Source organism: Burkholderia stagnalis (assembly GCF_902830275.1).
GTDB lineage: Bacteria > Pseudomonadota > Gammaproteobacteria > Burkholderiales > Burkholderiaceae > Burkholderia > Burkholderia stagnalis.
This window is the reverse complement of sequence record NZ_CADESW010000013.1, coordinates 123,940-144,096: the sequence shown is the minus strand read 5'-3', so window position 1 is coordinate 144,096 and position 20,157 is coordinate 123,940. Positions and strand designations below refer to the sequence as shown.

The window sequence follows — 20,157 nt, the reverse complement described above, 5'->3', positions numbered from 1 at the left end:
CCGCGCGTTGCGCGGCCGGGGCGCCTTTCGTTCGAGGTTGCGTTCGTTGGATCGCGGCCGCGCTACGCGCTTGCCAGCTCGTTCGGCGACGGCGCGCCGCCCGGGGCGTCGGCCGGCGCTGCGCCATCCGCGCCGCCCGGCCCCGCGACCACACCGGCCTCGATCAGCGCGCGTGCGTCGTCCGGCGCATAGCCGAGCTCGGCGAGCAGCGCGCGCGTGTCCTGGCCGAGCGCGGGCGGCGCCGAACGCAGCCGCGGGCGCTCGCCCGCGAGCGTCAGCGGCAGCAGCGCGGTGCGCGTGTCGACCGGCCGCCCGGCGCTGCTTGCATCGGCCGGCAGCGTCACGGCCGCGAGGCCGCCCGTGGCCAGCAGGTGCGGATCGTCGAACAGGTCCTGCGGCTTCGTGATCGGTGCATACGGCAGGCCGATCGACTCGAAGATCGCGCCGATCTCCGCGGCCGAAAGCGGCGCGAGCCGCGCGCGCAACTCGGGCAGCAGCCAGCCGCGCGCCTGCACGCGCAGGTTGTTGGTCGCGAGGCGCGGATCGTCCTTCAGCGCCGCAAAGCCGAACGCGTCGCAGAACAGCGCCCACTGCGTGTCGGACACGACCGCGAGAAAGATCTGCTCGCCGTCCTTCACGGCGAACACGTCGTAGACGGCCCACGCGGAAATCCGGTTCGGCATCGGCGCCGCGGCCTGCCCCGTCACCGCGAACTGCATCATGTGCTGCGCGACCAGGAACACGTTGTTCTCGAACAGCGAACTCTGCACCTGCTGGCCGCGGCCGGTATGCTCGCGCTGCGCGAGCGCGGCCATCGCGCCGATCGCGCCGAACATGCCGCCCATGATGTCGTTCACGCTCGCGCCCGCGCGCAGCGGCCGGCCGTCGGGGCCGGTCATGTACGCGAGGCCGCCCATCATCTGCACGACTTCGTCGAGCGCGGTGCGATGTTCGTACGGCCCCGGCAGGAAGCCCTTGTGCGACACGTACACGAGGCGCGGATTCAGCGAGTACAGCGCCGGATAGCCGAGGCCGAGCCGGTCCATCGTGCCGCTCTTGAAGTTCTCGCTGAAGACGTCCGCCGTCGCGACGAGCCGCAGCACGATCTCCAGCCCGCGCGGGTCCTTCACGTCGACCGCGAGGCTCTTCTTGTTGCGGTTGAACATCCCGAAGAAGCCCGCGCCCGAGCCGCGCAGCGCGCGTGTGCTGTCGCCCGCGATCGGCTCGATCTTGATCACTTCCGCGCCGAGATCGGCGAGCAGCATCCCGCAGGTCGGGCCCATCACCATGTGCGTCATCTCGATCACGCGCAGGCCGTCGTACGGCAGCCGCGCGGCAGGTTGCCGATCGTTCATGGCGCGACTCCCGCCAGGCAGCCTTCCGGCTGGGCCGCCGCCGGCGCGCGGCCGTCCGCATAGCGGAACCCCTTCGGCAGCCCGGCGTCCGGCACGTGGCCGTACAGCGCCTCCGACGGCAGCGCCGCGTGCAGGATCGCGCGCGCGGCGAGCAGCGCGTCGACGTCGACGCCCGTGTCGCAGCCCATCGATTCGAGCAGGAACACGAGATCCTCGGTGACGATGTTGCCGGTCGCGCCCGGCGCATACGGGCAGCCGCCTAGGCCGGCCTGGCTCGCGTCGATCGTCGTCACGCCCGCGTCGAGCGCCGCGACGACGTTCGCGAGCCCCTGCCCGCGCGTGTTGTGGAAATGCGCGCCGCCGGCCTTGTCGCCGACTTCGCGCCGCAGGCGTGCGAACAGCCGGCGCACCTGCGCCGGGTTCGCGTAGCCGCTCGTGTCGGACAGCCCGATCTCGTCGACCCCGCATTCGGCCATCGCGACGGCCATCGCGATCGTCTCGTCGTCGCTGACGGCGCCTGCGAGCGTGCAGCCGAACGCAACCGACACGCCCGCCTCGATCTGCACCGACGGAAACCGCGCGTCGCGCAGCGCGACGATCGCGCGCACCTCGTCGATCATCTGCGCGGGCGTCTTGCGGATGTTCGCCAGCGAATGCGCTTCCGTCACCGATACCGGCAGCGTCAGCTTGTGCACGCCCGCATCGAATGCCCCCTCGGCGCCGCGCAGGTTCGGCGCGAGCGCGGCGACATGCAGCCCGGGAATCGCCAGCGCATGCGCGACCACGTCGCGGACATCGGCCATCTGCGGCAACAGCCTTGCCGGCACGAACGACCCCACCTCGATCTCGCGCAGGCCGGCCGCGGCCAGCGCGGTGATCCAGCGCAGCTTGCCGGCCGTCGGCATCACGGCCTTGATGCTCTGCAGGCCGTCGCGCGGCCCGACTTCGCTGACCAGCACCTTCGGATATTCGGAAACGCTCATTCGATACTCCATCGTTCTATCTAAAAGAACATCGTTCTGTTTGATAGAACTTTAGACGTGCGCCGAATGAGCGATAAGCGGGGTATACCCGTGAAATCGCGATTTTATGGAACTTGTGTTCTGTCAGGCAGAACGATATAGTCGGTCAACCATCATCCGAGGGAAACAGGCAGTGCCTACGACTCAAGCAGATCACGCCGGCGACGGGCCCGATGCGCCGGCCGACGAAGCCTCCAGCGGCGTCGCCGTTCTCGACCGCGCGTTCGCGATCCTCCGCGCCTTCGGGCCGACCGACGACCGGCTGTCGCTCGCCGAGCTGTCGCGCCGCACGGGGCTCTACAAGAGCACGATCCTGCGCCTGCTCGCCGCGCTCGAACATGGCGGCTTCATGCGCAAGCTCGACGATGGCCAGTATGCGATCGGGCACGAGCCGTTGCGGCTTGCCGCGCTGTATCAGCGCTCGTTCCGGGTCGGCCCGGTGGTCGAGCCGCTGCTCGAGACGCTGAGCCGCGAATTGGGGGAAACGGCGTCGTTCTACGTGCGCGAGGGCGACAAGCGCTCGGTGCTCTACCGCGTCGAGCCCGCACGCGCGGTGCGCGTGTCGATTCGCGTGGGCGAGGAGTTTCCGGTTCGCCAGGGGGCGTCCGGGAAGGTGCTGCTGGCCTTCACCGACACGCAGGACGCGCGGTGGAACGATGTGCGCGAGCAGCTATGGGCCGCGTCGTACGGCGAGCGCGACCCCGAGACGGCATCGGCGTCCGTACCCGTGTTCGATGCGGCCGGTGCATGCGTCGGCGCGTTGACGGTGTCGGGGCCGAAATCGCGGCTCGCCGCCGCGCCGGTGATGGTGGCGGCCATCGCGATGCTGCTGCCGCTCGCGCAGAAGGCGACGGTGGCGCTTGGCGGGGCGGGAGCGCGGTATGACGCGGCCGCCGTGCGGGATAGTCTCGCGCGGCTGAGGTCGGCGGCGGATGATGCGGGTTGAGAGCAAGGAGTCGGCGCGGATTTCTTTGCACGTAGCGTGATGGGGTGAAAGACGTCGCGATTGCGGACGCAACCACGATGACATCTGACACGATTGACCGCAGGTTCCCTGCCGCTGAAGGTGACGCACGGTTTCCCAAATGGCAGAAGATCATTTGAACCCCGAAGGGAAACGCAGCTTGGCTTGATCGAGGCATGCCTGCGGATCGACGTGTCGTTTTCCTATATCGATTCAGTCGTGATACGACAGTGCGACATCGAAGGGCAAGCGTGCAACGGGGCCTGAGAGTGCCCCGCAATTCCGCGACAAGAATATCTGCCGCGACAAGCTCGTCACGATCTTCTGCGGCACGCAAGGCGTGGCCCGCCTAGGTGTTCAGAACACCGAACGGCAGCGTCCACCCCGACAGCCGCCCGCCGTCCGCCCATCGTCCATCCGCGCTCGGGCCGCACGGAAGCAGCACGGGGGCCGCGGCACACTCCAGCGTCTCCTTCGGCGTATGCCCGAACTCGGCCTTGAAGACCCGATGGAAATATTTCTCGTCCGGGAAACCATGCGCCCATGCGATTTCCGCAATGCGCCGGTGCCTGCGCTGCGGGTCGCCCAGCACGCAGTACGCGTGGCGCAGCCGCTTGCGCGTGATTTGCCGCATCACGCCGCCCTCTTCCTTGAAAAGCTGATAGAGCCGCGCCCTCGACACGCCGATGTCCCGGCAGATCCGGTCGGGCGTGAGCCCGGGGTCCAGCAGATTCGCGTCGATGTAGCGCCGGACCCGGTCGAGCAATGCGTTGTCGATCGGGCCGCGCGCGTCGTGCAAGGCCTGCCCGGTCGGCGAAGCCGCGGCGGCCAGAAGCAGCAGCGTCGATTGCACCACGTTGGGTATCTCGTGCGCCCGCAGGCTGCCAAGATTTCGGAACAGCGACAGCATCTGGTCGCCGACGAGGCGGCCGATGCCGCTCGTCAGCGTCTGGCCGTGCAGCTGCGCCGCATGGTTCGGCAGCAGATATCGCGGAACGACGAGACTGATCACGTCGCCGCCCTCGACCCGGCATTCGTTGATCTGCGCGACGTCGTAGACGAACAGATCGCCGGCGGACTTGATCATCTCCGGGCCGCCGGTGCGGCACGTGAGGCGCCCGCCGAGCAGCAGCGTGAACCGGATCGAATCCTGGCCGTCGAGCCGAATCCGCCGCACGGTCCGGTTGACTGTGTAAGTAGGCGGCCGCGAGCGCCAGCGCCGGCCCGACAGGATCAGCGGGCCGAGCGCCGCGCCGCTCGCTTCCGCATCGAATGCGCCATCGCCGCTATCGTCATCCAGCCGGCAGTCGCACAGATTGTCCTTGACCCAGACGTGAAACCGGTCCCGCTCGGGATAGTCGACCGTATGAAACTTGAAAATGGGGACAAAATCTGCTTGATCCATGGCAGTGTTTTATCGAGCCGATGCCGGAGGGTGAATCGGTGCATTGATTATCAGACGAAATCGCGCTCGGCAGATATTCCGGACGGGGGCCTGCCAAAGCACGCCGTCCGGACGTCGGGAAGTCACCGGCGCGGATGGCATTCCCAGCTGTTGTACGTCGGCTGGTCGATCGGCGTCAGCCCGGGAATCATGAACACCGTGCAGCTGAATCGCCTTCCCTTGCCCGTGGTGGCGTCGTAACTCACCTTCTGGCCGCCCAGCCCGTCCTTCTTCCCGTACTGCACATTGGCGACGGTGATCTCGTCCGACGACGCCAGCCCGAGCGTTTTCGCGGTCGACGTCTGCACGTCGGCCATGTTCATCTGCGTCGTACCGCATGCGGACAGGACGAGGCTGGCGACCGACGTGCCGATGGCGGTCCGTACGGCGGAATGCAATGCTTTTTTCATGACTTCTCCTTGTGTCGATTGGCTGGTTGCCGCGTTGGCGCGCGGGACGGTCACGAGCCGGGCGTATAGAAGCTCGCCTGCAGCAGCGTGCCGACGTTCTGGACGGTCGACGCCCAGACGAGCGCCATCGCACCGGCTGCGTTGACGGCCAGCGCCGGCCAGTACGCACTCTGCGAATCCTGCCCCGACAGCGTCGACGCGCTCCACGCACCGTTCCGATAGCTGGCGGCGACCACCGCGGGCGAGCTCGACGCACCCACGTCCTGCCACGCGGCCGTGACGTTGCCCGCCGCATCGATCACCAGCGGCGGGTACTGCCCTGCCGTCGAGTCGAGGTGCGCGGTCAGCTGATGCAGCGGCCCCCAGTTTCCGGTCGCGTCCGCCACGCTCGCCTGCAGCGCGCCGCCGAGCTGCGGCCACATGACGGCCGCCATGCCGGTTTCGTTGACGGTCAGCAGCGGCGTGCCGATGAAGCTCGAGGTTTCCGCGAGCGCCGGCGCCACGGCCTGGGCCGTCTGCCACCCGGTTCCGGAAACATAGCGTTGCGACATGGTGGTGGTGAGGAACTTCCCGCCGGTGACGTCGAGCTGCCCCCATACCAGCGTGATGTTGCCTTTCGCATCCATGCCGGCCACCGGCGAGATGATCGTCGTAAACAGGCTCGTGTTCGACACGACCTGACCGACGTTGGTCCAGCCGTTGGCCGGGTCGTACGTGCCGGTCCAGAGCGCCGAGCGCGTATGGTTCGTCTGCCGCCACGCCAGCACCGCGTTGCCGGACGGCAGGACCGAAATCATCGGCCCCACGTTGTCGGTATCGCCGGTGATCGCGCCCGGCCCGGTCTGCACCGGCATCTGGATCAGCGCGGTCGGCGACCACGTGCCGCCCGGCGAATAGCGCGTCCACGCGATGCGGGAATTGAGCAGGTTGATCTCCTGCGGCCACGCGACGATCGCGTTGCCCTGCTTGTCGATCCCGGCCGAATACGTGGCGCTCGTGACGTTCGGCGCGACCTCGAACGGCACGCCCCAGCCGGTGCCCGGGCTGTACGGGCGCGCCCACAGCGCATAGGCGTTGGGGCCCGGCATCCATTCCGTCCAGAATGCGACCGCCTGCCCGCTCGCGTTGCCGACCAGTTGCGGCTGGATCGTGCCGGGCCCGCTCATTGGATGCGAACCGTCGCTCGTATCGAGGCGCGTCGCCGCGCTCCAGCCGGAACCCGGCACGTACCGCGCGCCCCACATCGCGTTGCTGTTCCCGGTGCCGCTCGTCATCCACGACACGAGCGCATTGCCGCTCGCGTCGATGGTCACGCTCGGTTCGAATTCCGGCGCTTTGCCGTCCATCGCCGCGGCTTTCGACCAGCCCGCCGTTGCCTGCGACCCGCCGCCGCCCGGGCCGCCTCCCGTGGGCGGCGATGGATTGGACGGCGTACCGGGCGTGGCGGGCGTCGACAGCGACGCGCCGCCGTTCGTGGCGACGTCGTCACCGCCGCATGCCGTCAATGCGAGACAGGCGGCCATGATCATCCATGCAATGGGCTTCATGAATTTCCTCTTGTTGTTCATGCTTGTCCGTGATCCCGGAAGCGATCACGTATTCAGCAATCCTATTATTGAAGCGTGGATGGCTCTCTCCTCCACGATCATCGGCCGACCGATCGCCGGGCCGCTCGATGCGACATCGAAGCGCCGGCTGAATCTTAATTCAGGACATCGGAATTCAAGGTGGCGTTGCGTCCACACTGAGTGGACATGCGTTTCACGCCGGAGCGGCGTACGGCGGCTGGAGCCGCTCGACACGCACCTCGACCGCGTCGCGGGGCACCGTCAGCCGCGTGCGGTCGAGCAGCGCGTCCGCGGGCGCGCTGCCGTCGGGGTTCAACGGCTTCACCTTGTTGAACACCACGGAAAAGTGCTCGGGCGTGACGGTGGCCGACGCGTAGCCCTGCGCGTCGTGATCCGCGTGGTGCAGATCGGGGTTGTTGTCCATCAGGAAGGCGTCCAGCCTGGCCGGCGTGGCCGCCAGCGACGCAAACGGCGTGCCGCGCCATGCCGCTTTCACATACGCATGGAAGGACGTGCTGCTGATCCCCGCGCAGACGAAATCGACAATCACGGGCACGCCCGTCGCGGGATCGGGGTCATCGCGCACGACGCCGCACTGAAACGCGTGCAGATCCCCGCTGATCGCGACGACGTTGCGGATCCCCTGCTCCTTCAGGTAAGCGAGCAGTTCGTGCTTGTGCGCCGGGTAGCCGTCCCATGCGTCGCAGTCGACCACGAGGCGTGCCGCCGGGTTCTTGGGCGCGCCCGGCATCACGACCCACAGGCGATTCAGCATCACCTCGTTGCCCCACACCTTCCAGATCGCCGGCGAGTGCTTCAACGTGGCCTTCCACCACTGCGCCTGCTCCGGGCCGAGCATCGACGGCGCGCGGCCGAGCTGCGCGGTATCGCGCGCCTCGAAGCGCTGCAGCACGTCCTGCTTGACGAAGTAGCGCGAGCCGGCCGCGTCGTCGCCCTGCACCGGATCGTGCCCGCGTGCGCGGGCGATCGCCGCCTCGCTCACGACATGGTCGTCGCGATACAGCCGCTCGTCCGTCATCACGAGATGCATCAGCGTGCCGAAGCGGAACGCGCGGTAGAGGCGGATGTTGGTGTACGACGGATCGTCCGGCTCGAAGCGCACGTCGCTCCAGTCCACCGGCATGTATTCCGCCCAGGCACGGCTGGCGTCGCGGCGCCGCCGGGTCTCCTGCCGTTCCTCGTTGGTGTAGACCTGGTGATCCTGCCAGCAGTCGTCGGAAAACTCGTGGTCGTCCCATATCGCGATCATCGGCAGGCGCTGGTGCAGCGTCTGCAAGCGCGGGTCGGTGCGATAGGTTCGATAGAGCGCACGATAGTCGTCGAGCGTGTCGGCGTACATGCCGCCGTCGGCGAGCCGCTTGCCGTCCGGCAGCCGCAACGGCGGATGCGCGGCTTCGACCGCGCGGGGCTTCGCGGCCCCGATCGTTTCGTAGATGTAGTCGCCCACGTGCACGACGAAATCGAGATCGCGCTCGGCCGCGAGCAGGCTCATCGCCTGCCAGTGATTGACGCTCCAGTCCTGGCAGGTGAGCCACGCGAAGCGAACCTGGTCGTTGGCCTCGTCCGCGTCCGGGGCCGTGCGGGCGCCGCCGGTCACGCTCGCGTCGTCGCCGGCGACGAACCGATAGTGGTACGAGGTTTTCGGCGAGAGCGCCGTGACCTTCACGCGCACGGTGTAGTCATAGGCGGCCAGCGCCTTCAGCGGGACGCTGGCGACGCGCGTCGAGAAATCCGCCTGCGTGGAGACGTCGAGCCGCAGCGAGACCGCGCGCGCACCGTCGCGCGCCGGCACGCACCGCGTCCAGAACACGATCGAGCGATCGCGCGGATCGCCGCTCGCGACACCTTGCGGGAACCGGTCGCGACCCTGGTGCGCCGCGGCGCCGCGTGTGGCGGATCGAGGGGCGCCAAGCGCGCCGGTGGCGGCCGCGATCGTGAAAAAAGCCGACGACCTGAGGAAATGGCGGCGATCCATCGATCCTCCCGGTCGGCTGACGGCTGGCCCCTGATGCGCACGCGTGGCGAGGACAACACTACAGCGGCGCTCCGGGCCTGAACAGCCGTGACAACCCCATTTCGGGTTCGGGCGCCTGCGGCCGCCCGTGGCGAGCGGTCAGCTTTCCGCGGCCTCGGCGGGCGCCGACGAGGCCCGTATGCGCATGATGGTCTGGCGGGACGTGCCGAACCTGCGCGCGATCTCGCTGACCGACAGGCCCTTGTCGAGCGAGCGCATCACGCGGTCTCGATCGTGCCGCGACAGCGAGGTTGGCCGGCCGATGCGTTTGCCGTTGTCCTGCGCGGATTGCAGGCTCGTCTTGCCGCGCTGGCTTCGCGCCGCGGTTTCCATCCGGCTCACCGCCCTGAGCGTCTTGATCGCTTGCGGTTCGGGGCGGCTGGCGAGGTCGACGTTGCCGATCTCGACACACAGCACGGACATCTTCTTGCCGCGGCATTGCATCAGCGTGGACAGCGCATCGCGCACGTTGCACCCGAGCGCGGACAGTTCCAGCACCACCAGCGAGTCGCCCGGTGCGGCGCGCCTCAGGAGGCCCGACAGTTCCGGCCGCTCGGCCGCGGCGACGAACGGCGGCACCCGATCGATGGCGACGCGGTTGAGGACGACGGTGTAGCCGGCTTTGTCGAAGGCAATCAGTTCCTGCTCGGGGAATGCGGCATCGACTGAGCTGTTGACGTAGAAAAAGGTTCGTATCAAGACCCTCTCCGAGACGTGCGAGGCTGCTGGCGAATAGGTCGCTTCCGTTACGCACCGGTATCACCCGCAATGGCGTGCAGGATCATGTCGATCGAGGCCGGCTTCACGAGAACGATGTCGAACCCGCGCCACGCGTACCCCCCCAGCGTGGGCGGAACCATTGCAACGATACGTGTATCCGGATACGTCTCGAGCATGTTGGCGGCGAGCCCGCAGGCCTCGTCGGGATCGCGTTCCACGTCGACGATGACTGCCTCGGCCGGCCCATGCGAAAACGATTCTTCGGCGCGATGTTTCGGCACCACGGACGTTCTGAATCCTCGCAGGCGCAACAGCAGCGCAATCGATTCCCCGACGTGCGCGCTGCCCCGCAGAATCACGATGCGCCGGCCCGCGTGCCGCGGCGGGGCGTCGACGATCGTCGCGCTGCGCAATACGGCTTCGGCACTCAGCGAGAGCAGGCGCGCCTCCTGATACGCTTCCAATGCCGCTTGCCGGGTAGCTTCATCCGCGAGCGGGTTCGCGAACAGCGCCCGGATGCGTGCCTCGGCCGCTTCGAGCCGCCGGTTCGCTTCGTCGAACAGTGCTTTCGCGCTTGCGCCGCGGTTACTGCTCCTTTCCATCATGTCTCGCCTGGCACTGACCGCTCGGCCCCGGATGAATGCCCGCTGCCGAGCCTGGGCGAAACAGGCCGCAATTCGCGTTCCCGCCTGCCGCCCGTTGGTCGTAGTACCGCCTGAAAAGCCAGGCCGGTTGCCGCGCCGATGGAACGCGCGTCAACTCCGCAAGCGCAGAAAGACCGACATCAGATCGTCGAGCGTCACGGGTTTTTTCAGGTGCGCATCGAAGCCGGCCTGTTGCGCCTGCTTCACGTCCGCTTCCTGCGCGTACCCGCTCAGCGCGATGCAGACCACCGATTTCAGTGCCGGCGCTTCGCGCAGCTTCCCGACGAAGGCGAGCCCATCCATGCCCGGCATGCCGATATCGGACAGCACGACGTCCGGCACATGGCCGTCGAGCGTCGACAGCGCTTCCTCGCCGCTCGTCGCCGTCCGGACGATCGCGCCCTCGCTTTCCAGCAGCAGCTTGAACGTTTCGACCGTGTCCGCATCGTCGTCGACCATCAGGACGTGCAGGCCCTGCAACGTGTCGGCCGAGCTTTTGGCGGAAGAATCCGCCGCGACGAGCGCGCGGTACGTCGGCAGCGTCACCGTGAACGTCGCGCCGAGGCCGATGCCGGTCGATTCCGCCCGCACGACGCCGCCATGCAGGTTCACGAGATCCCGGACCAGCGCGAGGCCGATGCCGAGGCCCGCGCGGCGCGCTGTGGAATCGCGGCTTTGCTGGAACATGTCGAAGACGTAAGGCAGCAGCGACGGCTCGATGCCGCTGCCGGTATCGGCCACCTGCAGCACGGCGTCGGCATGCTCGTCGACCTGCAGCGACACGTCCACCGACCCGCGGCTCGTGAACTTCAACGCGTTGCTGACCAGGTTCCAGACGATCTGTTCGATGCGCGTGAGGTCGGCATGGACGATGACGGGCGAGTCCGTCATCGCGACATGGAGCGCCAGGCCGCGCTGGTTCGCTTCGTCCCGCACCGCATGGGTGACGCGCTGCACGATCTCCCGCATGTCGACCGGCGTGCGCACGACCGACAGCTTGCCGGTGCGCACCCGCGAGATATCGAGCAGATCGTCGATGATCTGCGCCTGACCGATGATGGTGCGCCGGATCGTATCGGCGGCGCGCGAAATATTCAGGTTTTGCCGGGATTCCGGCGCACGCGCGATCAGTTCCGCGCTCGCCGAGATGAGATTGAGCGGATTCTTGAGCTCGTGCGAAACCACGGCAAGAAATTCGTCGCGGCGGCGCAGCGCATCGTGTTCGCCGGCGTCGCGCAGCTGCTCGGCCGGCGCGTCGCGGCCGGCCTTGTCGGTCAGCGCGAACTCCCCGAGATCGCGCGCGATCTTCGCGAACCCGCTGATGCCGGGCTCGTCGAGGCGCGACAGCACGCCGCTCGCGAAGAAACGGGTGCCGTCCTTGCGCTGATGCCAGCGCTCCTCTTCGGTGCGCCCGTTCAGGCGCGCCTCCGCGAATTCGCGCTGGGCGACGTGATTGACCCGATCCTCGTCGGTCGACAGGAGGTCCGCGGACTGCCCGATCATTTCCGCTTCGGTATACCCGAAGATCCGCTCCGCGCCCGCGTTCCAGCTGGTGACGAGCCCGGCGTCGTCGAACGTGATGATCGCGTAATCCTTGGTGCCCTCGGCGACGATGCGCATCCGCCTTTCGCCTTCGCGCAGCCGGTCTTCCGCGCGCCGGCGGTCGGTGATGTCGATGAACGACAGCACCGCGCCGTCGATGCGGTCTTCCGTCGTGCGATAGGGCACGAAGCGCGCGAGATACCAGCGGCCGTCGTTGCTGCGCAGCTCCCGCTCGATCAGGCGCAGCGAATCGAACGCCTCGGCCGCATCGTCGGGAAGCTTGTCGTATTCGAGCCGGTGCGTGATGTCCAGCAGCGAGCGGCCGATATCCGACGGAATGATGCTGAACACGTCCGTCGCCCGCGGCGTGTAGCGCTTGATGCAGATATTGCGGTCGACGAAGATCGTGCCGATGTCGTTCGCGGCGATCAGGTTCTGCAGGTCGTCGTTGATCTTGCCGGTTTCCTCGACCTTCGACTTCAGCTCGGCATTGACGGTGGTCAGCTCCTCGTTGATCGACTGCAGCTCTTCCTTGCTGGTTTCGAGTTCTTCCGTCGCCGAGCGCAATTCCTCGTTGATGGCCTGCAGCTCCTCGTTGGATGCCTTCAATTCCTCCGTCGAGGTTTCCGATTGCTCGATGGTCGACTGGAGCTGCTCCTTCGTGCGCTGCAGCTCGCGCTCGAGCTGGCTGATGATCGGATCCTTGTGCGTATCGACCGTCGACGTTTCCACGCTGCTCATGCTGTCCTCGACTTCGTCGAACAGCACCAGCACGAAATCCGCATTGGCTTCCGGGTCGTGCACGGGGCGCGCGGTCATGTTGACGAAATACGAACGCGCGTCGCGCTCGATCCGCACCCGCCGCGCCTCCACGCTGCGATTCGTGTGCAGCGCCTGATAGATCGCGGTGCGCAGCTCGAGCCGCAATTCGGGGCGCACCACGGCGATGATGTTGTGGGACGGTTCGCCCCCCGAATACTGCAGGAAGCGCCCGGCGCGATCGGACAGGTGGACGATCTCGGAATCGCGGCTGACGAGCACGCTCGGCGGCGCATGCTGCTCGACGAGGCGCTGGTGCAGGTCGCCGAACGAGAAGCGGCGGCGCCCCGGCGGTTGGATGGTCGTGACGACCGGCCGCGCGCTCATCGTGCCGGTAATCGCGACCGGAAGCGGCGTGTCGCCGCGCACCGCCATGTTCGCGCGGTAGATGCGGTTGCGCTTGTCGACCACGGTGAACATCGAACTGACGCTGTCGGCCGATTCGGAACTGCCGAGAAACAGCACGCCGCCCGGACGCAGCGCGAAATGAAACATCTTCAGGATCTCGATCTGGGCTTCGCGGTCCAGATAGATCAGCAGGTTGCGGCAGCAGATCAGGTCGAGCCGCGAGAACGGCGGGTCGCTCAGCACGTTGTGATGCGCGAACAGCATGTGCTCGCGCAGTTCCTTCTTGATCCGGTAGTGCGCGGTGTCCTTCGTGAAGAACTGGCGCACGCGGCCCGGCGCCACGTCGGCGAGAATCGACTCCGGATAGAGGCCGGCGCGGGCAAACGAGATCGCGCGCTCGTCGATGTCGGTCGCGAACACCTGGAACGAAATGCCCTCGGCCGATTTCAGCGAGCGCTCCTGCAGCAGCATCGCGACCGAATACGCCTCTTCCCCGGTCGCGCAGCCGACCGACCACACGCGGATGCGATCCTGCTCGCCGCGTCCGTCGAAAAACCGGGGCAGCACTTCGCGGTCGAGCACGTCGAACGCTTCCTTGTCCCGGAAGAAGTTCGTGACGCTGATCAGCATGTCCTGCAGCAGCGCCTGGGTTTCTTCCGGATGCAGATGGAGGTAATCGCGGTACGCCTGCAGATCGGTGATGCCGTTGACCTGCAGCCGGCGTTCGATCCGGCGCAGCACGGTCGCCCGTTTGTAATGCCGGAAATCGTGCGCGGTGCGCGTGCGCAGGATGATCATGATTTCGCGCAGCGCGCGCTCGGCCGCCTCGCTGACCAGGTCTTCCTGGCGCTCGTCGTTGTCGACGATCGGCAGGTGAATCTCCTTCGCGGTCAGCCACAGGTCCATCAGCCGCTGCGGCATCTCCGCCGCGGTGGCCACGAAATCGACCATGCCGGTGGCGATGGCGCTGCGCGGCATGCTGTCGTATTCGGCCTCCGACGGATCCTGGGCGAGCGTCACGCCGCCCATTTCCTTGATCCTCGACAGCCCGACGGAACCGTCCGAGCCCGCGCCGGACAGCACGATGCCGATCGCGCGTTCGCGGTGCGCTTCGGCCAGCGTGCGGAAAAACAGGTCGATGGCGGCCCGGCGCCCCCCTTCTTCCGGCCGATTGGGGGCAACCCGCAGATAGTCGTCGACCATGGTCAGCTCGAGCGAGGGCGCGATCAGGTAGACGTGGTCGGGCTCGATCGGCGTGGCGCTCGTGACTTCCATCACGGGCATGCCGGTGGCCTTCTGCAGCAGGCCGGCCAGGTTGCTCGCGTGATCGGGGGCCAGGTGCACGACCACGACGAACGCCATCGACGTGTGTGCCGGCAGGGCTTCGAAGAACTCCAGGAGCGCACTCAACCCGCCCGCCGATGCGCCGATACCGACGACCGGATATGAGGCCTGGCCGGGGAGTGTCTGCCCGCGTCTTTTCGACATCGCTGCTGGTCCTGTCAGAAAAAATAGTATCCGCGGCCAAGGTCGGGCAGGCGCCTTGGCCTGCTTGCGCCAAGATGCGCGTAGATCGCTATTATCCCTCCAGCAGGATCGACTGCAAGAATTTTGCCGCTTCGCCGGCGCGGTGCGCCGCCGCCTCCTGTCCCTCCTGCGCGGCAAGGTCGCCGCAGCGGCCGAAATGCTCGCCTAGCGTACGGCTCATCATCTCGCTCTCGTGCAGTGCGCGCAGCGCGTCGCGCAGCGTGCGCTCGACGTCCTCGCTGCGGCCCTGCGCCAGGGACGCAGCGGAGTATGCGTGCCCCGTATGGCACCGGTAGCGCAGCAGGCGGGAATTCGTCAGACGCCAGAGCGTGCCGCCGCATTCCGGACAGGTCAGCGTGGACGGGCTCGCGATGCGGCTCAGCGCGTCGGGCGGCCCTTCGCTGGCGGTCCACGCGCGCTGCTCGCTGGCGACCTGCTCGCTGGCGCGGCGCCGGGCGGACTCGTCGGTCGTCGAGATGTCCAGCGGGTTGCCGGCCAGTTCGACCAGCCGGTTCGCGAGGCCGTCGAGCGGCAGCACGTAATCGGCGTAAGGCGACGCATGCCGCGGCATGTCGCCGGCGAACGCTTCGGCGGGATCCTGGACGATCGTGGCGCCGCCGCACGACTGGATCGCATCGAGACCGGCCGCGCCGTCGTCCAGCAGGCCCGTCAGGATCACGCCGATGGCGCGCGGGCCCATCTCGGCGGCCACACTGCGAAACAACGGATCGATCGCCGGCCGCGCGAAGTTTTCCTTTGCGCCGTGCAGGAGCCGAAGATGCGTGCCTTCGACGATCAGGTGGTGATCGGGCGGCGCGACGTAAATCCTGCCGGGGAAATACGTTTCGCCGTCTTCGGCGTGGACGGCGCGCAGCGGGCCCGCTGCGCTCAGGAGTGACGGCAGGAGGCTGTCATGCGCACCGACATGCAACACGATCGCGATCGTAGCGGGCAAGTCGCGAGGAAGCCGGGAAACGAGGGTACGGAGGGCGTCGACACCACCCGATGACGTACCGACTGCAATGAAGTCGCGGTGGGTCAAATTGCCTCCGATGTTGCCGATGATTCAAGTGTAGTCATTCGCCTCGCGAACACATTCTTCATTAGTGAAAACGTCGTCGACGGTTTTGCAAGGACAGAACCGGTAACGCGCTCGCGCATCGAGATTCATCGCGTCAACCCGTGCGGTTGAAATGGTTGGGCGCGCAAGTTCCGTGCTGCATGTTTCGCATGCCTTTTCGTTGACATGCGGGCGGGACAGCGCAGTGACAGACGGCCTCATCCATGGCCTGTGCTGCTGTCCGTAAAGCTGCGCATACGGACACGAAACCGCGATGTACTTTTTCATCGCCCCCGTCATATCCTTGGTACAGCCTTTTTTTTCAGGCGCGATCGTCATTTCACGGATCGCCGAAATGGTCGTCCAGAGACTCTCGTTTCAAGCCGCCACCGGCAAGCTTCAAGTCATCGCCGTATGGCGATGCCTCACGAGGAGCGGCGCACGAGTCTGTCGCTGGGGCATGCATGTCGACAGGAGCACGGGCAAGGAATCGATGACGGTCGATATCGTCGGATCGAGTTCGCTGAACACCGACGACATCGCCGAGATGCTCGGCGACACACGCCTGCAACTGACCGTCACGTTGTTTCATATGGCAGTGGTTTCGAATTCCGCAGTCGCGCAGGAACGCGGTAACACGCATTCACAAGAGGCAGCGAATTCGATCGCCATCGCTCGCCCGCATCCGAGGCTGACGCTCGTCAGGGATATCACCCGCCACGTCGTGCGCATCAAACGGGATTGACTGCATGCGGCGCGCATGACGCGTTCGCGCGTCGATGCCGTCCCGGTCTATTCAAAAAAGAAGCGGCAAGGATTGCTCGTTCCGAATCCCAGGAGACAAATATGCTGAGCCCTCACGAAATCGCGGCGCTCATGGTGGTCAAGGCATCGCCCGACCAGATCGACATGGGCCGCGAAGCGCTCGATACGCTGCTCGAGCAGCAGCTCGTCGTGCTCGAACAACTCGCCTCCGGCGCGCATCGCCCTCGTGTGACGAATGAGGGCGAATCGCTGCTGCGCGTCGTGATGCGAACCCGCTGAGCGGCGTTCGCTCGTCGAGCGACGCATGCGCCAATGAGGGGATGACCCCCGCACCACTTTTTCAATCAGGAGATCGTAGATCATGAAAACCCAGGAGCTGGTTTCAAGCGCGCAACGCGCGAACCTCGACGTCGTATTCGGTCTGGCCGGCACGATGCTCGAGTGCATCGGGAAACTGGCCGAACTCAATGCGCAATTCACCCGATCGACATTGAACGACGCTTGGGCGGTTGCACAGAGCGCGGTTGAAAAACCGCAGGACTGGCTGGCCTTCCAGGGCTCGATCGCCGCGCCCATGGCCGAGAAACTCCAGTCCTACACCCGCGAGTTTCTCGGCATCGTGTCGTCCAGCCAGGCCGAAGTGCTCAAGGTTGCCCAGACAGGCGGCGATGCCTACGTGCACCGGATCCAGGCGTTCGTCGAAGATGCGGCGAGAAACGCGCCGTCCGGCCCCGAGGCCGCGGTAGCGGCGTGGAACTCCGCGATCGTCGCGGCCAATACGCTGTATCAGACCCTCGGCAACACAGGGCAGCAGGCGGTCGAGGTCGCGCGCAGCAACTTCGACGTGGCCGTCGCGGCGGCGTCGAAGAGCGCCAGACGCGGGCTCGAGCAGGAACAGCAGGCGGCAAAGCGATAGCCGCCGATACGGGCGCCGCGCCATCGCGGCGCCCTTCGGAACGACCGCGTGAGGTAATCCGATGAGAAGCATGAATTCCCGGGATTTCGTCGTGCAGGAGCTGGCGCACATCGACGCGATGGTCCTGCAGCTCGAACGGCTCAACGAAGCCGGGCCTTCCACCCGCAAGGCCACGGTCGTATTGCTGCCCGACTACTGGCGTACGCGCATCGACGCGATCGCCGACATTCCGCCGAGCCTGCAGCCGCTGGTGTGCGGGCTGCGCGCGCGGCTCAACGCGATCGACATGGCGGCGGCGTCCCGCAACAGGCGAATCTGAACACCCTCGCTCCCGACGCCGCCATGCGCGTCGATGCGCGTGACGCGCGGGCGGGAGCGCTTCCCCGGAAAGTCACCGCGCCCGCGATACGTGCGGCGCGATCGTTGCGGCGTTGTTGTCGGCGTCCATGCGGACCAGGTGCGGGTTGCGCATCGCGAGCCACCACGCCACGCCGATGGCGATCAACAGGAACAGCGCGATAGCCAGGACGATCCGCCATTTCTTTCGCGGCTGCCCCCGGTCACCGCTCGAGCCGCCGCCGCGCTTGCGCGGCGGGCCGCGCCCATTGCCGCGATTCGACGTATTCGGCGTGCGCGGATCGGGGCTTCCAGGGTAATCACGCCCCGGGCGGGCAGCGCCGCCCGCACCGCCGTCACCGGCACGGCCAATGGCGGGCGACACGCGGCGAGCGCGATCGCGCGGCGGGCATTCAAGGACTTCGGACATGGGCCTGCGCTCCATTCGGCGGTCCGCGGCCGCCCGCGATGGATTCGATATCCGTCGAGCGCACGCGGCGGGCCTGCCGGACGGCATTCATGGCGCGGATGCGGCGTCGCCGCCGTCGCGCATGGCGCTTTCCGTGCGCCCTGTCGTCGACAGGCAGTCGTCGACGACCGTCCGCACGCCGCGCACGTCGGCGACGCCCTTGACCGCCGCATCACGCTCGGCGTCCGGCACCTGCCCGGTGAGGCGGACGTGACCGCCGTCGACGCTCACCTCGACCACGCGCGGCCGCCTGACGAGCCTGCCGAGCGCCGCACGGACCCGCTCGGCGAGGCGCACGTCGTCCGTCTCGTCGTCCTTCAGGTAGGCGCGCAGCCCGGCGACGACGCCGCGCGCCTGGCCGGCCGCGTATCGCGTGCGGGCGTTCGCGTAGGCGACGGCGTCGCGCTTGGCCGCGACCGTCTTGTCGCGCACGTACGCGCGCCGGCGGCGGCCGGCCGCGGGATCGAGGAGGTACATCGCGGCCGCGCCGCAGGCAACGCCCAGCGCGAGCGTCAGCAAGGGTTTCATCGGAGTTTGGGGATTCATGGCAGCACCGTGGACGAATGCCCGGAAAGGCCGGGTGTCACCGCGACCTTCAGCACGGGGCGTGCCGCGCGGGGCGGCGGCCCGTGCGGCGCGGCGCGGCGGCCGAAATGACAATCGATTGAAAAAAGCGCCGGGGCGTGCGTCAGGCGGGGCGTTCGGGCGTGTCGGCATCGGTGTCGGTGTCGGCGTAGCCGCGCGCGGGCCGGCCGTCGGGATCGGCGCAGTTCGCGGCAGCCCGGTGCGCGAGGTCGAGATAGGCCTTCGCGAGCCTGCGCAATTCCTCTTCCGACGCATCCTCGATCCCGATGATCTGGTCGCTCGCCGAGCGCGTCGCCGCGACCAGCTCGTCGAGCTTCAGGTGAAGCGCGACGCTGTCGCGATTCTGGTTGCGCTGGAGCAGGAACACCATCAGGAACGTGATGATCGTCGTGCCGGTGTTGATCACGAGCTGCCACGCGTCCGAGTAGTGAAAGAGCGGCCCGGTGGCGAGCCATACGGCCGTGACGGCGACGGCCGAGCCGAACGCGACGGGCGAGCCGGCCCACTTGGTGACGCGCGCCGCGAACCGCTCGAACGCGCGCGTGACGGGATGCGAGTAACTGGGGGCCGGCGTCGTGCCCGCAGGCGATGCGGTGCCGGCTGGATCGTTCGATTCGCGCATGGTGTCTCCCTGTTCGAAATGCCGCCGCGCGAGCGCGGTTCGCGAACCGTCGCGCGGGGTGATGCCGCCCTCGCCTGCGCCTGCGTCTTCGCCCGCGGGCGCTACCGGCTACCCTGCTGCTTCTGCCAGCGCGCCATCTGCGCGATCTCGTCGCGCTGCATGGCGACGATCCGGTTCGCGAGCCGCCGCAGCGCCGGATCCTTGCCGTATTTCAGCTCGACGTGCGCCATGTCGATCGCGCCCTGGTGATGCGGCGCCATGTGGGCGACGAAGTCGCGATCGACGTCGCCCGTGTAAGGCGCGGCGTCCATCGCGTCCATTATCCTGCGATCGGCGCGCCGGAACGCCTGGGCCGGCACGTCGGCCATGCTCGCGACGGCCGGCGCACTCGGGCGCAGCTGCGCCGCCGTGGGCAGCGCGAGTGTCGCCGCGAGCGCGGCCGTGATCGCGCACGCGCACGTGCAAACCACGCAGCGGGTGGAAAGTCGGATTGCGGGCATGTCGCGTCTCCTTCGTTGAATCGGCAAGCGGGCCGCACCGCGTTCATGTCGTGCACACCGCCCGCGTCGAGCGCGCGCGACATCTGCGCGAGCATCGCGCTGCGATTTCAAGCGGCGCGCCGCGCCGGCCGGCAGCGCTTCGTCGCGGTCGGCCGCCCGGCTGCGTCGTCGCATCGTCCGTTCTCCTTCGATCGATCAGACGGCGCATCGCTCGGCGTCGGCGCGCTTGAACGCGAGGCCGAGCCCGGGTCGGGCCGCCGATCCCGCGCGCGCCGTCGAACAGCATGCCGGCGATGCGCACGCGATCGCGGAACCACTCGACGTGGCGGATGCGCTGCACCGCGCGCGCTCGACAGGCGCCGGAAGTCGCCGGACGGCCGGACGCATACGCATGCTCGCCCTCCGCAGCGCCGATGGCCGGTCCGATAGACCGTGGCATCGATGCCCTTCTGGTCGGGTGCCGCAGCGTTCGCAACACCCATGCCCGCAGGCGGCACACGCCTTGC

At 67.5% G+C, this 20,157-nt stretch carries 19 protein-coding genes; 5 read left to right on the top strand and 14 right to left on the bottom strand.

What is annotated here, in order from left to right; all coding sequences use genetic code 11:
* Positions 1-62: 62 nt before the first annotated feature.
* A complete protein-coding gene (locus HWY45_RS22360) occupies positions 63-1,355 on the bottom strand; it encodes a CaiB/BaiF CoA transferase family protein (protein ID WP_059880435.1) in 1,293 nt (430 codons plus the stop codon).
* Entirely contained in the window at positions 1,352-2,338 is a 987-nt protein-coding gene (locus tag HWY45_RS22355) for a hydroxymethylglutaryl-CoA lyase (protein ID WP_059880438.1), read from the bottom strand. The genes HWY45_RS22360 and HWY45_RS22355 overlap by 4 nt, the downstream gene beginning before the upstream one ends.
* 172 nt (positions 2,339-2,510) lie before the next feature.
* Here HWY45_RS22355 and HWY45_RS22350 point away from each other — a divergent pair, with 172 nt between their 5' ends.
* A complete protein-coding gene (locus tag HWY45_RS22350) occupies positions 2,511-3,323 on the top strand; it encodes an IclR family transcriptional regulator (RefSeq protein WP_059880441.1) in 813 nt (270 codons plus the stop codon).
* Between the two features lie 367 nt (positions 3,324-3,690).
* Here the strand turns inward: HWY45_RS22350 and HWY45_RS22345 are convergent, their stop codons facing one another.
* From HWY45_RS22345 to HWY45_RS22310, 8 genes are all read right to left on the bottom strand, one after another.
* The gene (locus HWY45_RS22345; RefSeq protein ID WP_059880444.1) at positions 3,691-4,746 is read right to left on the bottom strand and encodes an AraC family transcriptional regulator; all 1,056 of its coding nucleotides are present in this window, start codon (positions 4,744-4,746) and stop codon (positions 3,691-3,693) included.
* Between the two features lie 122 nt (positions 4,747-4,868).
* The gene (locus tag HWY45_RS22340; RefSeq protein ID WP_059880447.1) at positions 4,869-5,195 is read right to left on the bottom strand and encodes a hypothetical protein; all 327 of its coding nucleotides are present in this window, start codon (positions 5,193-5,195) and stop codon (positions 4,869-4,871) included.
* Positions 5,196-5,245: 50 nt separating this feature from the next.
* Positions 5,246-6,742 (bottom strand): hypothetical protein, encoded by a 1,497-nt coding sequence (locus tag HWY45_RS22335; protein ID WP_059880696.1) that lies wholly within the window; start codon positions 6,740-6,742, stop codon positions 5,246-5,248.
* Between the two features lie 214 nt (positions 6,743-6,956).
* Positions 6,957-8,759 carry an alkaline phosphatase D family protein gene (locus HWY45_RS22330; protein ID WP_059880450.1) on the bottom strand — a complete coding sequence of 601 codons (1,803 nt, stop codon included), beginning with the start codon at positions 8,757-8,759 and terminating at the stop codon, positions 6,957-6,959.
* A 138-nt stretch (positions 8,760-8,897) separates the two neighbouring features.
* Positions 8,898-9,497, bottom strand: coding sequence for a helix-turn-helix domain-containing protein (locus HWY45_RS22325; protein WP_059880453.1), 600 nt, complete (start codon positions 9,495-9,497; stop codon positions 8,898-8,900).
* A 47-nt stretch (positions 9,498-9,544) separates the two neighbouring features.
* Positions 9,545-10,120, bottom strand: a complete 576-nt coding sequence (locus HWY45_RS22320; protein ID WP_060080931.1) for a hypothetical protein — start codon at positions 10,118-10,120, stop codon at positions 9,545-9,547.
* A 153-nt stretch (positions 10,121-10,273) separates the two neighbouring features.
* On the bottom strand, positions 10,274-14,359 hold the full coding sequence (locus tag HWY45_RS22315) for a CheR family methyltransferase (protein ID WP_059880460.1): 4,086 nt from the start codon (positions 14,357-14,359) through the stop codon (positions 10,274-10,276).
* 91 nt (positions 14,360-14,450) lie between these two features.
* Complete coding sequence (locus tag HWY45_RS22310; protein WP_059880462.1) at positions 14,451-15,440, bottom strand: chemotaxis protein CheB; 990 nt, start codon at positions 15,438-15,440, stop codon at positions 14,451-14,453.
* 292 nt (positions 15,441-15,732) lie between these two features.
* Here HWY45_RS22310 and HWY45_RS22305 point away from each other — a divergent pair, with 292 nt between their 5' ends.
* The 4 genes from HWY45_RS22305 (at position 15,733) to HWY45_RS22290 (ending at position 17,458) form a co-directional block, all read left to right on the top strand.
* A complete protein-coding gene (locus HWY45_RS22305; RefSeq protein WP_059880465.1) occupies positions 15,733-16,203 on the top strand; it encodes a hypothetical protein in 471 nt (156 codons plus the stop codon).
* A gap of 101 nt (positions 16,204-16,304) precedes the next feature.
* Positions 16,305-16,502, top strand: a complete 198-nt coding sequence (locus HWY45_RS22300; protein ID WP_059880467.1) for a hypothetical protein — start codon at positions 16,305-16,307, stop codon at positions 16,500-16,502.
* An 82-nt stretch (positions 16,503-16,584) separates the two neighbouring features.
* A complete protein-coding gene (locus HWY45_RS22295; RefSeq protein WP_059880470.1) occupies positions 16,585-17,139 on the top strand; it encodes a phasin family protein in 555 nt (184 codons plus the stop codon).
* A 70-nt stretch (positions 17,140-17,209) separates the two neighbouring features.
* Positions 17,210-17,458 (top strand): hypothetical protein, encoded by a 249-nt coding sequence (locus HWY45_RS22290; RefSeq protein WP_059880473.1) that lies wholly within the window; start codon positions 17,210-17,212, stop codon positions 17,456-17,458.
* Between the two features lie 72 nt (positions 17,459-17,530).
* Here HWY45_RS22290 and HWY45_RS22285 read toward each other — a convergent pair whose 3' ends face one another.
* From HWY45_RS22285 to copM, 4 genes are all read right to left on the bottom strand, one after another.
* Complete coding sequence (locus tag HWY45_RS22285) at positions 17,531-17,905, bottom strand: hypothetical protein (protein ID WP_060270390.1); 375 nt, start codon at positions 17,903-17,905, stop codon at positions 17,531-17,533.
* Between the two features lie 87 nt (positions 17,906-17,992).
* Complete coding sequence (locus HWY45_RS22280) at positions 17,993-18,490, bottom strand: BON domain-containing protein (protein ID WP_059880476.1); 498 nt, start codon at positions 18,488-18,490, stop codon at positions 17,993-17,995.
* Positions 18,491-18,632: 142 nt separating this feature from the next.
* Positions 18,633-19,151 (bottom strand): low affinity iron permease family protein, encoded by a 519-nt coding sequence (locus HWY45_RS22275; protein WP_059880479.1) that lies wholly within the window; start codon positions 19,149-19,151, stop codon positions 18,633-18,635.
* Positions 19,152-19,252: 101 nt separating this feature from the next.
* Entirely contained in the window at positions 19,253-19,651 is a 399-nt protein-coding gene (gene copM / locus HWY45_RS22270; protein ID WP_059880481.1) for a CopM family metallochaperone, read from the bottom strand.
* Between the last annotated feature and the right edge of the window lie 506 nt (positions 19,652-20,157).

Coding starts and splice junctions, on each gene's coding strand:
- HWY45_RS22330 (WP_059880450.1), bottom strand. CDS start 8,759: ATGGATCGCCGCCATTTCCTCAGGTCGTCGGCTTTTTTCACGATCGCG.
- copM (WP_059880481.1), bottom strand. CDS start 19,651: ATGCCCGCAATCCGACTTTCCACCCGCTGCGTGGTTTGCACGTGCGCG.
- HWY45_RS22345 (WP_059880444.1), bottom strand. CDS start 4,746: ATGGATCAAGCAGATTTTGTCCCCATTTTCAAGTTTCATACGGTCGAC.
- HWY45_RS22285 (WP_060270390.1), bottom strand. CDS start 17,905: ATGTCCGAAGTCCTTGAATGCCCGCCGCGCGATCGCGCTCGCCGCGTG.
- HWY45_RS22335 (WP_059880696.1), bottom strand. CDS start 6,742: ATGAAGCCCATTGCATGGATGATCATGGCCGCCTGTCTCGCATTGACG.
- HWY45_RS22320 (WP_060080931.1), bottom strand. CDS start 10,120: ATGGAAAGGAGCAGTAACCGCGGCGCAAGCGCGAAAGCACTGTTCGAC.
- HWY45_RS22290 (WP_059880473.1), top strand. CDS start 17,210: ATGAATTCCCGGGATTTCGTCGTGCAGGAGCTGGCGCACATCGACGCG.
- HWY45_RS22275 (WP_059880479.1), bottom strand. CDS start 19,151: ATGCGCGAATCGAACGATCCAGCCGGCACCGCATCGCCTGCGGGCACG.
- HWY45_RS22315 (WP_059880460.1), bottom strand. CDS start 14,359: ATGTCGAAAAGACGCGGGCAGACACTCCCCGGCCAGGCCTCATATCCG.
- HWY45_RS22360 (WP_059880435.1), bottom strand. CDS start 1,355: ATGAACGATCGGCAACCTGCCGCGCGGCTGCCGTACGACGGCCTGCGC.
- HWY45_RS22300 (WP_059880467.1), top strand. CDS start 16,305: ATGCTGAGCCCTCACGAAATCGCGGCGCTCATGGTGGTCAAGGCATCG.
- HWY45_RS22355 (WP_059880438.1), bottom strand. CDS start 2,338: ATGAGCGTTTCCGAATATCCGAAGGTGCTGGTCAGCGAAGTCGGGCCG.
- HWY45_RS22280 (WP_059880476.1), bottom strand. CDS start 18,490: ATGAATCCCCAAACTCCGATGAAACCCTTGCTGACGCTCGCGCTGGGC.
- HWY45_RS22340 (WP_059880447.1), bottom strand. CDS start 5,195: ATGAAAAAAGCATTGCATTCCGCCGTACGGACCGCCATCGGCACGTCG.
- HWY45_RS22295 (WP_059880470.1), top strand. CDS start 16,585: ATGAAAACCCAGGAGCTGGTTTCAAGCGCGCAACGCGCGAACCTCGAC.
- HWY45_RS22305 (WP_059880465.1), top strand. CDS start 15,733: ATGTACTTTTTCATCGCCCCCGTCATATCCTTGGTACAGCCTTTTTTT.